Source organism: Streptomyces venezuelae (genome assembly GCF_008642295.1).
GTDB classification, from domain to species: domain Bacteria; phylum Actinomycetota; class Actinomycetes; order Streptomycetales; family Streptomycetaceae; genus Streptomyces; species Streptomyces venezuelae_C.
In genome coordinates, this window is sequence record NZ_CP029190.1 from 3,301,152 (window position 1) to 3,313,840 (window position 12,689).

General features: G+C 72.9%; 11 protein-coding genes and 1 pseudogene. 6 read left to right on the forward strand and 6 right to left on the reverse strand.

Annotated elements, in window-relative coordinates:
• Positions 1–183 precede the first annotated feature (183 nt).
• Both DEJ50_RS14375 and DEJ50_RS14380 read left to right on the forward strand, forming a co-directional pair.
• Positions 184–747 carry a sigma-70 family RNA polymerase sigma factor gene (locus DEJ50_RS14375; RefSeq protein ID WP_150208425.1) on the forward strand — a complete coding sequence of 188 codons (564 nt, stop codon included), beginning with the start codon at positions 184–186 and terminating at the stop codon, positions 745–747.
• Positions 744–1,964, forward strand: a complete 1,221-nt coding sequence (locus tag DEJ50_RS14380) for a maleylpyruvate isomerase N-terminal domain-containing protein (protein ID WP_150208426.1) — start codon at positions 744–746, stop codon at positions 1,962–1,964. Before DEJ50_RS14375 ends, DEJ50_RS14380 begins: the two co-directional genes overlap by 4 nt.
• A gap of 38 nt (positions 1,965–2,002) precedes the next feature.
• Here the strand turns inward: DEJ50_RS14380 and purU are convergent, their stop codons facing one another.
• On the reverse strand, positions 2,003–2,899 hold the full coding sequence (gene purU, locus DEJ50_RS14385; protein ID WP_150208427.1) for a formyltetrahydrofolate deformylase: 897 nt from the start codon (positions 2,897–2,899) through the stop codon (positions 2,003–2,005).
• Positions 2,900–2,943: 44 nt separating this feature from the next.
• Positions 2,944–3,390 (reverse strand): SCO4402 family protein, encoded by a 447-nt coding sequence (locus DEJ50_RS14390; protein ID WP_150212127.1) that lies wholly within the window; start codon positions 3,388–3,390, stop codon positions 2,944–2,946.
• 207 nt (positions 3,391–3,597) lie between these two features.
• Here DEJ50_RS14390 and DEJ50_RS14395 point away from each other — a divergent pair, with 207 nt between their 5' ends.
• The gene (locus DEJ50_RS14395; protein WP_150208428.1) at positions 3,598–4,884 is read left to right on the forward strand and encodes an ABC transporter substrate-binding protein; all 1,287 of its coding nucleotides are present in this window, start codon (positions 3,598–3,600) and stop codon (positions 4,882–4,884) included.
• A 43-nt stretch (positions 4,885–4,927) separates the two neighbouring features.
• Here the strand turns inward: DEJ50_RS14395 and DEJ50_RS14400 are convergent, their stop codons facing one another.
• Both DEJ50_RS14400 and DEJ50_RS14405 read right to left on the reverse strand, forming a co-directional pair.
• Positions 4,928–6,325: a hypothetical protein gene (locus DEJ50_RS14400; protein ID WP_263399196.1), complete on the reverse strand. Its 1,398-nt coding sequence runs from the start codon at positions 6,323–6,325 to the stop codon at positions 4,928–4,930.
• Between the two features lie 119 nt (positions 6,326–6,444).
• Positions 6,445–7,827, reverse strand: coding sequence for a transcriptional regulator (locus tag DEJ50_RS14405; protein ID WP_150208429.1), 1,383 nt, complete (start codon positions 7,825–7,827; stop codon positions 6,445–6,447).
• 451 nt (positions 7,828–8,278) lie between these two features.
• On the opposite strand from DEJ50_RS14405, the gene DEJ50_RS14410 reads away from it, so the two are divergent.
• The 3 genes from DEJ50_RS14410 (at position 8,279) to DEJ50_RS14420 (ending at position 11,587) form a co-directional block, all read left to right on the forward strand.
• Positions 8,279–8,971: a bifunctional DNA primase/polymerase gene (locus DEJ50_RS14410; protein ID WP_190344490.1), complete on the forward strand. Its 693-nt coding sequence runs from the start codon at positions 8,279–8,281 to the stop codon at positions 8,969–8,971.
• 121 nt (positions 8,972–9,092) lie between these two features.
• Positions 9,093–9,974, forward strand: coding sequence for an ABC transporter ATP-binding protein (locus DEJ50_RS14415; RefSeq protein ID WP_223837753.1), 882 nt, complete (start codon positions 9,093–9,095; stop codon positions 9,972–9,974).
• Positions 9,971–11,587 carry a transporter gene (locus tag DEJ50_RS14420; protein WP_150208430.1) on the forward strand — a complete coding sequence of 539 codons (1,617 nt, stop codon included), beginning with the start codon at positions 9,971–9,973 and terminating at the stop codon, positions 11,585–11,587. Before DEJ50_RS14415 ends, DEJ50_RS14420 begins: the two co-directional genes overlap by 4 nt.
• A gap of 14 nt (positions 11,588–11,601) precedes the next feature.
• Here DEJ50_RS14420 and DEJ50_RS14425 read toward each other — a convergent pair.
• Both DEJ50_RS14425 and DEJ50_RS14430 read right to left on the reverse strand, forming a co-directional pair.
• Positions 11,602–11,757, reverse strand: a pseudogene (locus DEJ50_RS14425) (AraC family transcriptional regulator); the annotation flags it as partial.
• 21 nt (positions 11,758–11,778) lie between these two features.
• Positions 11,779–12,639 carry an alpha/beta fold hydrolase gene (locus tag DEJ50_RS14430; RefSeq protein ID WP_150208431.1) on the reverse strand — a complete coding sequence of 287 codons (861 nt, stop codon included), beginning with the start codon at positions 12,637–12,639 and terminating at the stop codon, positions 11,779–11,781.
• Positions 12,640–12,689: the final 50 nt, after the last annotated feature.

Here is a 12,689-nt window from a genome sequence, read left to right on the forward strand (position 1 = left end):
GAAGCGTGCAAGCAGGTGGCCGCATCGAACCCGCGCACGAGGAGCGCAATGGGGCGCGTCGCCCGGAACGGGCCGTTTCACCTACCACGCGCCCTCCCCCTCAAGGAGGAGCTTCGGCCAAAACGGGCGCAGAGCGGCCAAGTGACACTACATTCGGGAGGGTCGACAAGGGCTGGGGGCTCTATGCCGAAGGATGCACCACCCCGTTGGGACCGCCGGATGCAGCAACGGCTCGCGCGCGGCGAGGCCGCCGCGCTCGGGGAGCTGTACGACCGTTTCGCCTCGCTGGTGCACAGCCTGGCGCACCGGGTGCTGGGCGACGAGCAGGCCGCGGACCGGATCACCCGCGAAGTCTTCGGGTACATCTGGGAGAACCCGGACGCGTACGACCCCAAACAGGGCTCCATGCGCTCCTGGGTGGCCCGGATCACCCAGGGGCAGGCCGTGGCCCGGCTGCGGCAGTCCGAGGTGGGCCGCGGTTCGCGCGAGGAGCTCGAACAGAAGGTCCGCAGCGCCAACGCGGCGGCCCGCGCCGACTACATCGTCACCTCCATGCCCGCGCCGCTGCGGGCCGCCCTGGAACTGGCCTATTTCAAGCGCCGGGACTACCGGCAGGCCGCCGCCGACCTCCAGATCAGCGAGGACGAGGCGCGCCGCCGGCTCCGGCTGGGCCTGCAGCTGCTGTCGACCGCCAACGCCCTCCCACGAGAGGGCACCTCCCCGCCCGGATACGGAACACCGCGATGAACGGCCCCGCCGAGTCCCCTGACGACGGTTACGAGCTTCCCGGCCCCGCCCGGATACCGGGTCCGCGCGGTGCGGCCGACGACCTCCCGCCGGAGGCGGCACCGGCACTGCCCGCCCCGCCGCCGTCCCACGACGTCCTGAAGTCCCTGCTGGGCGCCTGGGCGCTGGCGGCGTGCTCGGCGGAGGAGACCCGGGCGGTGGAGGACCACCTCACCGAGTGCGCGCCCTGCGCCGAGGAGGCGTTGCGGCTGCGGGACGCGGTGGGGCTGCTGCACCCGGAGGAGAGCCTGGACCTGAACCCCCTGCTGCGGTCGCGGGTGCTGGAGGGCTGCCTGGGGAAGCGTCCGGCCCGTATCCCGGTGCCGGTGTGGGCGAGCCCGTACGACACCGAGGCGGCGCGGCTGGACGCGCTGCTGCGGGACTTCGGCGACTCCGAGTGGCACACCCCGGTGCGGCTGAAATGGTTCGCCGAGGAACGGCAGCGGTCGCGCCGGACCACGGTGGCCGGGGTCATCGGCCACCTGCTGACCGTGGACGGACTGATCGCGACGGCGCTGGGGCTGGACGACCCGCTGGGCCCGGACGCACCGGCCCACCCGACCGCCCGTACCGAGCACTTCTGGGACTCCGCCGCGCACCCCGCCACCCGGCAGATCCGCGAACCCTGGCGGGAACAGGGCCACACCCTGGTGCGGACGGTGTCGTTCGCGGGCCGCGGGGTGGCGGAGCTCTCGGTGGACTACGGGGACTTCTCGCTGCCGCTGGGGGACGCGTTCCTGGAGCGGGCCTTCGAGTGCTGGGTGCATGCGGGGGACATCGCGGAGGCGGTGGACTATCCGTACGAACCGCCGTCCGGGGTGCACCTGCACAAGATGATCGACCTGGCGGCCCGGCTGCTGCCGGGGACCCTGGCCGGACGCCGCCGCTCGGGCCTGGCGTCCCCGGCGCGCACCCTGGTCACGGCCGGTTCCCCGGGCCGCACCCTGCACCTGGAGATCGAGGGATCCGGCGGCGGCACCTGGGACATCGCGCTGGACTCGCCCGCAGCCGCCACCTCCCCGGATCACACCGTGGCCCAGATCGCCCTGGACGGGGTGGAGTTCTGCCAGCTGGCGGCGGGCCACATCTCCCCGGAGGAGGCAGCCGCCGGCCAGCACGGCGACCGCGAGGCCATCCGCGACGTGCTCTTCGCGGCGGCCTCGCTGAGCCGGCTCTGACGGAACGCGCCGGGGGACCGCTCTGACGGATCAGGGGGCTATGCGAAGACCACCGTGCGGTTGCCGTTCAGCAGGACGCGGTGCTCGCTGTGCCACTTCACCGCCCGCGCCAGCGCCTGGCACTCGACGTCACGCCCGATCGCGACCAGCTGGTCGGGCGTGACCTCGTGGCCCACACGCTCGACCTCCTGCTCGATGATCGGGCCCTCGTCCAGGTCGGCCGTCACATAGTGGGCCGTCGCACCGATCAGCTTCACACCCCTCGCATGCGCCTGGTGGTAGGGCTTGGCGCCCTTGAAGCTCGGCAGGAAGGAGTGGTGGATGTTGATGATCCGGCCGCTGAGCTCCTTGCACAGCGCGTCCGACAGCACCTGCATATAGCGGGCCAGCACGACCAGCTCCACGTTCTCGGCCCGCACCAGCTCCAGCAGCTGCGCCTCCGCCTCCGCCTTGGTGTCCCGGGTGACCGGAATGTGGTGGAAGGGGATGTCGTAGGTGCCGACCAGTTCGGCGAAGTCGGTGTGGTTGGAGACCACCGCCGCGATCTCCACCGGCAGTGCCCCGATCCGGGACCGGAAGAGCAGGTCGTTCAGGCAGTGTCCGAACTTCGACACCATCAGCACGATCCGCATGCGCTCGTCCGAGCGGTGGATCTCCCAGTCCATCCGGAAGGTGTCGCCGATCGCCGCGAAGCTGGCGCGCAGCTTCTCCACCGTCACCGGCTCCTCCGCCGAGAAGTGGACCCGCATGAAGAACAGACCGGTGTCGTGGTCGCCGAACTGCCGGCTGTCCTCGATGTTGCAGCCGGTCATGAACAGATAGCTGGACACCGCGTGCACGATGCCTTGTTTGTCCGGGCAGGACAGGGTCAGGACGTACTGCTGGGTCTGGGCCGTGGGGGCGGTGCCGGTGGCGGCGGTGTGCGGGTCGCTCATGACACCACAGCCTTTCACACCGTTCGCGCCGTCTCCGCCGACGTTCAGACCGCGCGGGTCAGGATCCGCAGCACCTCGAGCGAGCTCGGGCGGTTGTCCGGGTCCTCCCCGTCGGCGCCGGCCAGGCGTACGTGCGCCTCGCGGGCCGCCCGGACCGCCTCCGGCCAGCCGTGGTGCTCCAGGTAGGCGGAGACCGGCGCGTCCGGCCCGACCTGGTGCAGGATGCGCAGCACCCGCAGCACCGCGACGTCGACGAGGGCGGCCTCCTGGGAGTCGCGGAAGATCGTCCCGACGTACTTCTCGGCGGACCAGCTGTCCAGCCAGGTGTCCTCGACGAGCCGGTACACGGCGTCGGTCACATCTCCGTAGCCCTCGGCCCCGGCGAGCCAGGTGTCCTCCTGGAAGACCGGGTCGGAGAGCATGTGCAGCGCCGAGCGCACATTGCTGCGCCAGCGCCACCACGGCATGTCATTGAGCGGCATGCCGCCCATGGTGGAGGAGCGGCGCCCGCGGCGGGAAGAGTTCTTCGAACCTTCGTCGAATGTCACGCTTTCGATCGTACGTACCCTTCCGGCGCGATCTTGACGGCCCCCGGTGGACCACCTCGTGAGACTCGCCCCTGCAATTCACCTTGACGTCACCGAATGTTGTGTACACCTCACACCCCAGTTCCCCATGGGGAGGAATGGTGCGTGGTCATGACCAACAGGCGACGCACCAGGATCACCAGCTCCCTTCTCAGCACGGTTGTCGGCGCGTCCCTCCTCACCGGGTGTGGGGTCTTCCCCGGAGACACAGGGGGCTCCGGGGAGACCCTCACCGTCATGACCTGGGCACCCCAGGACGGCAAGGCCACCAACATGCCCGGGATGCCGGCCATGGCCCGGGCGTACGAACGGTGGGTCAACAGCAAGGGCGGCCTGGAGGGCCGCCGGCTGCGGGTCATCACCTGCGACGAACACAACACGCCGACCGGCGCCGCCGACTGCGCACGGCAGGCGGTGGCCGAGAAGGCGGTCGCGGTGGTGGGCTCGTACAGCCAGCACGGGCGGGCCTTCATGGCCCCGCTGGAGAACGCGGGCATCCCGTTCATCGGCGGCTACGGGATCTCCCAGGAGGAGTTCCAGAGCACCCTGTCCTACCCGGTCAACGGCGGTCAGCCGGCCCTGCTGGCCGGCGCCGGGCACCAGCTCGCCCGCAGCTGCGAACAGATCGCCCTGATCCGGCCGGACACCCTGGCCGGCGACTCCCTGCCGATCCTGCTGAACGCCGGCCTGAAGGCGCAGAAGCAGCCCATCGAGAAGGCCGCGAACGAGGCCGCCGACATCCGGGCCGCCGAGGACTCCGCCGACTTCGGCCCGCAGGCCCGGGAGGCCCTGGCCCATGCCGGGCGGAGCAAGGACAAGGGCTGTGTGACGGCGGCCCTCGGCGCGCGCACCGAGACCTTCTTCGACTCCTTCCGCCGGATCGACGGCGGCAGGAAGCGGCCCCGGGTCGCCTCCGTCCAGGGCAGTGTCAGCCAGGCCCTGATCGACCGTACCGGTGGCGCGGAGAGCCCCTTCGAGGGCGCGTACATCACCGGCTGGTACCCGGTGGCCACGGACCCGCTGTGGGAACCGATGCGGAAGGTGATCGCCGAACACGGCTTCGGCGAAGACGGGTTGGACCCGGCGGACGTCGGCACCCAGACGACGTGGATCGCGTACACGGTCTTCGCGGAGGCGGTGAAGCGGCTGGGCGACCAGAAGGTCACCGGGCTCCGGATCGCCCGCGCCCTGAACAGCTCCGAGGGCATGACCACGGCGGGCCTCACCCCGGATCTGAGCTGGCGCTACGAGGACATACGGGCGGTACGCGGCTACCCGCGCCTGGTGAACGGGCGGGTCACCTTCCAGATGGTCCAGGCGGGGCGGCTGGTGGCACAGCCCGGCGAGTCCTCGATGGACATGACCGAGACGATGGAAGCCGCCCCGACCACCGGCTGACCCCAGGCCCCGGCTGCCGGCTGCCGGCTGCCGGCTGCCGGCCCTAGAGCTGGGACTTGTCGCGCTTGGTCAGCTCGTATTTGACGGCGATCCGGTTCCACATGGTGGCGGCCGACTCCTTGGCCTGGGAGGCCTCGCCGCTGGCCTTGTTGCCGGCGGCGGCATTGCCGGTGGGCCGGGCCTTGCCGTCCTTGCAGCCCTTCTTGTCGTCCCGGTCGTCACGCCGGTCGTCGCCCCGGTCGTCCCCGACCTCCTCGGCCCAGGCGGCGTACGAGCGGTCGGCGGCGGCGGAGGACTTCCACGCCTTGGTCAGGGCGGCGGTCAGCCGGGCGTTGTCGGGCAGCTGGTCGATCTTCACGTCCTGGAGCCGGGTCACCAGCCCGTCACGCTGCCGGGCCGCGTCCCGCAGATCGGTGGCGGCCTGGTCCAGGTTCTTGCAGACCTTGATGTCCTCCACCGCCCGGATCACGGCGGAACGGCTGTCGTTGCTGTCCGCGAGCAGCTTGTCCAGCTGTACGGCCTGACTGCGCGCGGGGTCCACCGGAGCCTCGGCGGCGGCGGCGCCGGTGGAGCCGCTGGGCGTCGGCACGGAGGACACCGCAGCGGGGTCGTTGTTCTGCGCCTTGCCGGGCTCACTGAGCAGCGCGCCGACGCCGAGCCCGGCGACGGCGAGGCCGATCACCCCGGCGGCGATGATCCCGCCGGAGACCCGGCGGGGCGGGTCCTCCTGCTCGAAGGGGGGTTGCGCGTACGCGTACTGCTGGGGCTGCGCCGGCGGCTGGACCCGCGGCTGCGGCTGCGGCTGCCGACGCTGTTGCCGCTGCTGCGGCGGCTGCGGCGGCGGTTGCCGGAGCACCGGCTCCTGGATGGGCGGCAGATGCTGGGTGTGCCCCTGCTCGTCGCCCGGGACGGGCTGGATGTACTGGGTGGCGGCCTCGGCGAGCGGGGCGCCCGGGGCCCCCGGACCGGGCGGGACCGGCGGGATGTACTGCGTCGCCGCCTCGGCGTGCGGAGTGCCGGGGCCGGCCGGGACCGGCGGAATGTACTGCGTGGCCGCCTCGGGCAGCGGGGCCCCCGGGCCGGCCGGGACCGGCGGAATGTACTGCGTCGCCGCCTCGGCGTGCGGAGTGCCGGGACCGGGCGGGACCGGCGGAATGTACTGCGTCGCCGCCTCGGCGTGCGGAGTGCCGGGGCCGGGCGGGACCGGCGGGATGTACTGGGTGGCCGCCTCGGGCGGCGGGGCCCCCGGGCCGGCCGGGACCGACGGAATGTACTGCGTGGCCGCGTCGGGCAGCGGCGGGTAGCCATAGCCGTGGGGCTGGCCCGGACCCTCGTAGCCGGGGCCCAGCACATGGCCCGCCGGCGGGTCGGCGGGCGGCGGCGGGCCCCACGGCTCACCCTCGTACGGGTAGCCGTAGCCGCCTTGTCCGCTCTGCGTCACCGGGACCTCCTCCGCCGGCCCCGAACCTACGGGACCGTCGGGCCACGCTACCGGGTACGGTCCGCGTCCGGACCCCGCGGGGCCGCGCAGCGCGGGCCCCGCGGGCACAGCCCCGCCGGTCAGGCCGGCTGCGGGGTGAGGCGGGTGGTGAACTCCCGGGCCGCCGGTTCGTCACGGTACGGGTCCAGGCGGGCCCGGAAGTCCGCCACGTACTCCGCGCCCCGGTTCGAGCGGATCGTCGCCAGCAGTTCCACCGCCTGCCCCGCCGTGGCACAGGACTGCTCCACCTCCCGCCGCTGCACCTGCGAGGACGCCAGCAGCAGCAGCCCGATCGCCCGTCTGCGCGCCTTCGTCGCCGGCAGCACCCGCAACGCCTCCTCCGCCCGCCGCCCCGCCGCCTCCGCCTGCCCCAGGTCCCGGTGGCAGTGCGCGAGCTCGTCCGCCAGATACGCCTCGTCGAAGTGCCGGATCCACACCGGGTCGTCCCCGGACTCGGGTTCCGCCCGCTCCAGCGCGCTCAGCGCCCGCGAGGCCAGCACCTGCGTGGCCCTCGCATCGCCCAGCAGCGCATGGCCCCGCGCCTCCGCCGCGTAGAACATCGCCTCCGCCCGCGGGGTGACCTGGCCCCGGGTGCCCTCCTGCGCGGCCCGCGCCAGCTGGGCGATCTCCCGCGGGTTGCCCAGCTCCGCCGCGAGGTGGCTCATCGAGGCGGCCAGCACATAGCCGCCGTAGGCCCGGTCCCCCGCCGCCTGGGCCAGCCGGAGTGCCTGGATGTAGTAGCGCTGGGCGAGGCCCGGCTGGCCGGTGTCCACCGCCATGTAGCCGGCCAGTTCGGTCAGCCGGGCCACCGCCGCGAACAGCGCCCGCCCCACCGGCTCCCGGTACGAGCCGCCGATCAGCCCCGACACCACGCTGTTGAGGTAGTGGACGACCACCGGGCGGACATGGCCGCTGCCGAACCGGTGGTCCAGGTCGACCAGGGCGTCGGTGGTGGCCCGGACCGCCTCCACATCGGACAGCCCGACCCGCGAGCCGCCCGTACGCGCCACCGCCACGTCCGCTCCGGTGATCAGCCAGTCCCGACTCGGTTCGACCAGCGCCGACGCGGCCACCGTCGAGCCGGACAGGAAGTCGCGCCGGCCCACGTCACTGCGCCACAGCTCGCAGACCTGCTCGATGGCTCCGATCACGGTCGGGGAGAACTGCAGGCCCACCCCCGAGGCGAGGTTCTTGCCATTGGCCATGCCGATCTCGTCGATGGTGACGGTGCGGCCGAGTTTGCGGCCCAGCGCCTCGGCGATGATGCCCGGCGCCCGGCCGCGCGGCTGCTGGCCGCGCAGCCAGCGGGCCACGGATGTCTTGTCGTAGCGGAGATCGAGGCCGTGTTCGGCACCGCACATGTTGACGCGCCGGGCGAGCCCGGCGTTCGAGCACCCGGCTTCCTGGATGAGCGCCTGCAGCCGTTCGTTCGGCTGGCGGGCGACGAGAGGCCTGGCTGCCATGAAAACCCCCTGTGGCCGCGGGTGATCGTTCGATTGATCACTTCCCGGCGGATGTGCGGAGAATTCCGTGGAAATTCCGGGGATTCTTCCGCTCTGCGCTTTGTCGCTACCCATCCCCGGCTCCCCGGCCCCCTGCGCGCCCCCGGCCGTGCATCGATGCGCCCCGCATGCAGGATCGATGTTCCGCCGCCCGACCGGTTTAGGGGGTGTCCGGCGGATCAGGGCCGGGCCCGGCCCTCCCCCAGACTCCGTCCGGGGGGACCCCCAGCACCGCGGCTTGCCGCGTTGTCGTCGGTCGCCGACGTCCCCCAGCTACCGCTGGGAGGTGCCCCCACCGCGTCGACTCCCTCCTCCGCCTTGCAATCCACGGCACCAGACGACCCGGGCTATCCGACCCTGATCCACCGGACACCCCCTAGGGCCGTAACCCCGGGTGACGGCGGGAGTTGTGATGGACGTGGAAGAGACCATGGGAGTCACGGAGACCGACACCGCAGCCATCCCCAAGCAGCGAGGTGAGCAGCTGCTGGACCATGCCGTGCGGTACGCGGAAGAGCGGCACTGGGACGTGTTCCCCGGCACCTGGCTGGAGCCCGGGGACGGCAGGGAGCTGTGCTCCTGCGGGGCGGAGGACTGCGTGGCACCCGGCGCGCACCCCGCGGTGAAGGACTGGGCCGCGCAGGCGACGGGCAGTGCGGTACAGGTCCGGCGGATGTGGTCGAAGCACGCAAAGGCCTCCATCCTGCTGCCCACCGGCCGGACCTTCGACGCCATCGACGTGGCGGAGACCTCCGGATTCCTGGCGCTGGCCCGGCTGGAGCGGATGCAGCTCACCCTCGGCCCGGTCACCCTCACCCCGGCCCGGCGGATGCTGTTCTTCGTCCTGCCCGGGGCCGGGGCGAAGGTGCCGGACCTGGTGCGCAAGCTGGGCTGGTCGCCGTCCGCGATCGATCTGGTGGTGCGCGGCGAAGGAGACTTCGTGGCGGCCCCGCCCACCCGGTACGGGGGCCGGGGCGCGGTGCAGTGGGCGCGGCGGCCCACCCCGGCCAACCGGTGGCTGCCGGACATCGAGGAGCTGATCAGCCCGCTGGCGTACGCGACCGGCCGGGAGGCCTCGGACGCCCGCATCCGCCGGGGCGCGTGACCCGGCACCACCGCCCGCCCGGGGTCCGCGGTTCATGACAAACGTCATGGGGTGGCCGGATTTCGTGCCCGTATCGTGAGACGCGACCAACGGGGACAGCAGGGAAGGGCGGGGACGGCGTATGCCTGACCAGTCGAGCAAGGCCCACACGACGGACGGAACGACGGCCGGAACGGCAGACGGGGCGACGGACGGGGCGACGGACGGGGCGGGGGCGGTCACTGCCGCTCCCGCCGTCCGCATATCGGGCCTGTGGAAGCGGTTCGGGGAGCAGATCGCCGTCTCGGGGATCGATCTGGAGCTGCCCGCGGGCAAGTTCATCGGCCTCGTCGGGCCCAACGGCGCGGGCAAGACGACAACGCTGTCGATGGTGACCGGACTGCTGCGCCCCGACCAGGGGCGGGTCGAGGTCGCCGGGCACAACGTCTGGCGGGACCCGGCACAGGTGAAGGCCCGGATCGGGGTACTGCCGGAGGGCCTGCGGCTGTTCGAGCGGCTGTCCGGCCGGGAACTGCTCGGCTATATGGGCCGGTTGCGCGGGCTGCCGGGCGAGGAGACGGACAAGAGGGCCACCCAGCTGCTGGACGTACTCGGTCTGGCGGGCGCCCAGCACAAGCTGGTGGTCGACTACTCCACCGGTATGCGGAAGAAGATCGGGCTGGCCGCCGCCCTGCTGCACAACCCCGAAGTGCTCTTCCTGGACGAGCCGTTCGAGGGCGTGGACCCGGTGTCCGCGCAGACCATCCGGGGCGTGCTCGAGCGCTACACCGCCTCCGGTGCCACGGTCGTCTTCTCCTCCCATGTGATGGAGCTCGTCGAGTCCCTGTGCGACTGGGTGGCCGTGATGGCGGACGGCCGGATCCGTGCCGCCGGCCCACTGGCCGAGGTACGGGGGGACGCCGCCTCCCTCCAGGACGCCTTCCTGGAACTGGTGGGCGCACAGGGGCGGGCCGCCGGCGATTCGCTGGACTGGCTCGGTGGCGGGACGGCGGCGGCCCGATGAGCAGCATGTCCGCGGGCGTTCCCGCCGTGGCGCTCACCCCGGTCTTCGTCCGGCTGAAGCTCTCCCTCCTCCGCAACGGCCTCAAGGGGTCGGCCAAGCGCAAGGCCGCCTTCATCGGCTCCCTGGCCTCCGTCCTGGTGCTCGCCGCGCTGACGGTTCCGCTGCTGGCCCTGCTCCGCGGCAACGCGCACGCCGGCACGGTCGTCGTCCTGCTGTCCGGGATCCTCGGGCTCGGCTGGGCGGTGATGCCGCTGCTGTTCTCCGCCGGGGACGAGACCCTCGACCCGAGCCGCCTGGTGATGCTGCCGCTGCGGCCCCGCCCGCTGGTGCGGGCCCTGCTGGCCTCCTCCATGGTCGGCATCGGCCCGCTGTTCACCCTGTGCCTGGCGATCGGCTCGGTGATCGCGGTGGCGCACGGTGCCGCCGGCCTCGCCGCCGGAGTCCTGGCGGTCCCGCTGCTGCTGCTCGGCTGTGTGGCCCTGGCCCGCACCATGGCCACCGCCAACGTCCGGCTGCTGAGCAGCCGCAAGGGCCGCGATCTCGCCGTGCTCAGTGGTCTGCTGATCGCCATCGGCGTCCAGTTCCTCAACTTCGGCGTCCAGCGGCTGACCGAGCCCGGCGCGCTCACCTCCCTGCGGCCGGCCGCGGAGGTGGTCGGCTGGCTGCCGCCGGCGAGCGCGCTCGCCATGGTGGACTCGGCGGGCGCGGGCGCGTACGGCCGGGCCACGGGACAGCTGGCCGTGACCCTGCTGGCGGTCCTCGGCCTGCTGTACGTCTGGGAGCGCAGCCTGACCCGGCTGATGGTCACCCCGGACGGTTCGACGGTGGCCGCCTCGGCCCCCGCCAAGGAGGGTGCCCGGGGCGGCGGCCTGTGGGGCCTGCTGCCCGGCGGCCGGGCGGGTGCGGTCATGCAGCGGACCCTCCGCTACGGCTTCCGCGACCCGAAGACCAAGGCCGGCTGGATCAGCGGCCTGGCCATCGGGGCGATCGTGCCGGTCGTCAACGCCCTCCAGGGCACCGGCTCGGTCTACTTCGCCTGCTTCGGTGCCGGCATGCTCGGCGCCCTGATGTACAACCAGTTCGGCCAGGACACCTCGGCCTTCTGGATGGTCGCCCAGACCCTGTCCACCGCCCGCGACGCCTACGCCGAACTCCGGGCCCGCGCCGCGGCACTGCTCCTGATCACCCTCCCGTACACGGTCCTGATCACCGTGGTCACCGCCTGGCTGGTCGGCAACTGGGCCGCCCTGCCGGACGCCCTCGGGCTGAGTCTCGGCCTGCTGGGGGCGATGGTGGGGACGGGTGCGCTGTCCTCGGCGTACGCCCCGTACTCCATCCCGCAGGACGGCGCGTTCAAGAGCGTGGTGCCGGGGCAGGCGGGACTGGCCGTCTCCAGCATCTTCGGCGGGATGTTCGCCTCGGCGCTGCTCTGCGGCCCGCTGATCGGGCTGGTCATCGGCCTCCGCGTGTCCGACCACCACGGGCTGCTGTGGACCGTGCTCCCGGCCGGTATCGCCTGGGGCGCGCTGCTCGGCTGGGCGGGCCTCCGCCTGGCGGCCCCCAAGGTGGCGGACAACCTCCCCGAGATCCTCCAGGCGGTCAGCAAGGGCTGAGCCCCGGATGGTTCCTAGGGCCGGTGGGCGAAGGCCCGGCGGTAGTCGGTCGGGGCGGTGCCGACATGGCGCAGGAAGTGGTGGCGGACGTTGTTCGCCGTGCCGAGGCCGCTCAGTTCACCGACCTTCTCCACCGGGAGGTCGGTGGACTCCAGGAGTTCCTGGGCCCGGGGCCGGGGCCGCGGCCGGGGTCAGGAGGTGAGCACGCCGTCCAGGAAAGGCTCCAGAGCGGCCCGCCAGGCGTCCGGCTGGTCGTAGTGCAGGTAGTGGCCGGCGTCGGGGATCTCGGCGTACTGCCCGGCCGGGAGGACGCGGACCATCTCCTGGGCCTCGGCGCGGCCGAGTTCCCCGTCGAGGCCGCGGACCACCAGGGTGGGGCAGCGGACCTGGGCGAGCTCTTCCCAGTGCGCATCGTGCACCCAGGTCTCGCGGGCGGTCAGCATCTGGCGGCGGGAGAACTGCGGGCGCCAGCCGTCCTCGGCCTGGCGCATCACCTCGGCGAAGAAGGCCCCGCGGCCGGGGTCGGGGCGCTCCACCCGGGGGTCGTCCTCGCCGAACCAGCGGCGGGCGGCGTCCTGCGTGGGGAAGGGCAGCGGCCAGCGGCAGAACCAGTCCTCCCATTCGCGCTGCGAGGCGGCGCCGAGGGCCGAGGCCCGCATATCGCAGATGACCAGGGCCTGGACGAGCTCGGGGCGGCGGGCGGCGAGCTGCCAGGCGGTGAGGGCGCCCATGGAGTGGCCGACGAGGGTGACGGGGGCCAGGCCGAGCTGCTCGACGGCCGCCTCGGCGTCGGCGACGAAGGCCTCCCGGGTGTACGGGCCGTGGGCGGGGGACTCACTGTCGCCGTGGCCCCGCTGGTCCAGGGCGATGACCCGGCGGCGGTCGGCGAGCCAGCGGGCCGTGCCGGCCCAGTGGAAGGCGCGGCCCATCAGGCCGTGGAGTAACAAGGCCGCCGGCCGGGGCTCGGCGGCGGAAGCGGAATCCCCGTCCGGGAACTCCCAGGCAGCCAGGCGGACCCCGTCGGCCCCTGTCACATCGAAGCGCTGTACCACCGCAGATGCACCCCCTTCGCTTGCCGCCAGACTATCGAACCCCTATTCGA

Bases quoted from the DNA above. Each gene is read 5' to 3' on its own strand.
- DEJ50_RS14375 (WP_150208425.1), top strand. From the start codon at position 184: ATGCCGAAGGATGCACCACCCCGTTGGGACCGCCGGATGCAGCAACGG.
- DEJ50_RS14380 (WP_150208426.1), top strand. From the start codon at position 744: ATGAACGGCCCCGCCGAGTCCCCTGACGACGGTTACGAGCTTCCCGGC.
- purU (WP_150208427.1), bottom strand. From the start codon at position 2,899: ATGAGCGACCCGCACACCGCCGCCACCGGCACCGCCCCCACGGCCCAG.
- DEJ50_RS14390 (WP_150212127.1), bottom strand. From the start codon at position 3,390: ATGGGCGGCATGCCGCTCAATGACATGCCGTGGTGGCGCTGGCGCAGC.
- DEJ50_RS14395 (WP_150208428.1), top strand. From the start codon at position 3,598: ATGACCAACAGGCGACGCACCAGGATCACCAGCTCCCTTCTCAGCACG.
- DEJ50_RS14405 (WP_150208429.1), bottom strand. From the start codon at position 7,827: ATGGCAGCCAGGCCTCTCGTCGCCCGCCAGCCGAACGAACGGCTGCAG.
- DEJ50_RS14410 (WP_190344490.1), top strand. From the start codon at position 8,279: ATGGACGTGGAAGAGACCATGGGAGTCACGGAGACCGACACCGCAGCC.
- DEJ50_RS14415 (WP_223837753.1), top strand. From the start codon at position 9,093: ATGCCTGACCAGTCGAGCAAGGCCCACACGACGGACGGAACGACGGCC.
- DEJ50_RS14420 (WP_150208430.1), top strand. From the start codon at position 9,971: ATGAGCAGCATGTCCGCGGGCGTTCCCGCCGTGGCGCTCACCCCGGTC.